We start from the raw sequence: 669 nt of genomic DNA, 5'->3' as shown, positions 1-669 counted from the left end.
CCCCCCCCCCCCCCCCCCCCCCCCCCCCACGACAGCTCCAGCGAGAGATACGTCACCGTCTTGCCGTTCTCCAGCAGTGCCTCGCCGACGGGCGTGAAGCCGAGGGCGGCATGGAAGGCGTCGGAAGCCGGGTTGGGCGGATCGGAATTGACCTCGCAGACCACGCGCTCGTGGCCCGCGGCGCGGGCCGCTTCGAAGAGGCGGGCGTAGAGTTGGCGAGCCAGGCCCCGACCGCGCGCTTCCGGGGCGACGACGACGCGGTCGACGTAGACGAAACTGGCATAGCGCCGTTCGAACCAGCGGTAGTTGGCGCTGTCGTATGCGGCCCCGGGCGCGAAGGCGAGGAGTAGGGCGTCCAGGCTTCCGATCCGCGCGGCGAGGAATGCCTCCTCCACCAGCATCGCCATGCGCGCTTCGTCGGCGAAGGAGAGTTCGACGGCGTGGGCGTTGTTGAGCGCCAGCATCGCGCCGCGCAGAGATGCGTCGGTGCGGTAGTCGGCGGGGGTGACGGAGTGGATCATGGTTTTCCGGGTCTGCCCGGCCGAGGGGGCTTCGACAAGCTCAGCCTGAGCGGGATTTGGATTTTCATTGATCGTCATTGCGAGCGCAGCGAAGCAATCCAGAGCGGCGCTGAATTGCCCCGGATTGCTTCGCTGCGCTCGCAATGAC

At 68.3% G+C, this 669-nt stretch carries 1 protein-coding gene; it reads right to left on the bottom strand.

All coding sequences use genetic code 11. The features are described from left to right. The coding region (locus ACYPYD_RS27020; protein ID WP_459666867.1) for a GNAT family N-acetyltransferase at positions 1 to 599 on the bottom strand (599 nt) is incomplete at its 3' end. Between the last annotated feature and the right edge of the window lie 70 nt (positions 600 to 669).

It is taken from the genome of Novosphingobium sp. 11B, assembly GCF_054589055.1.
This window is presented reverse-complemented; position numbering and strand designations above follow the sequence as displayed.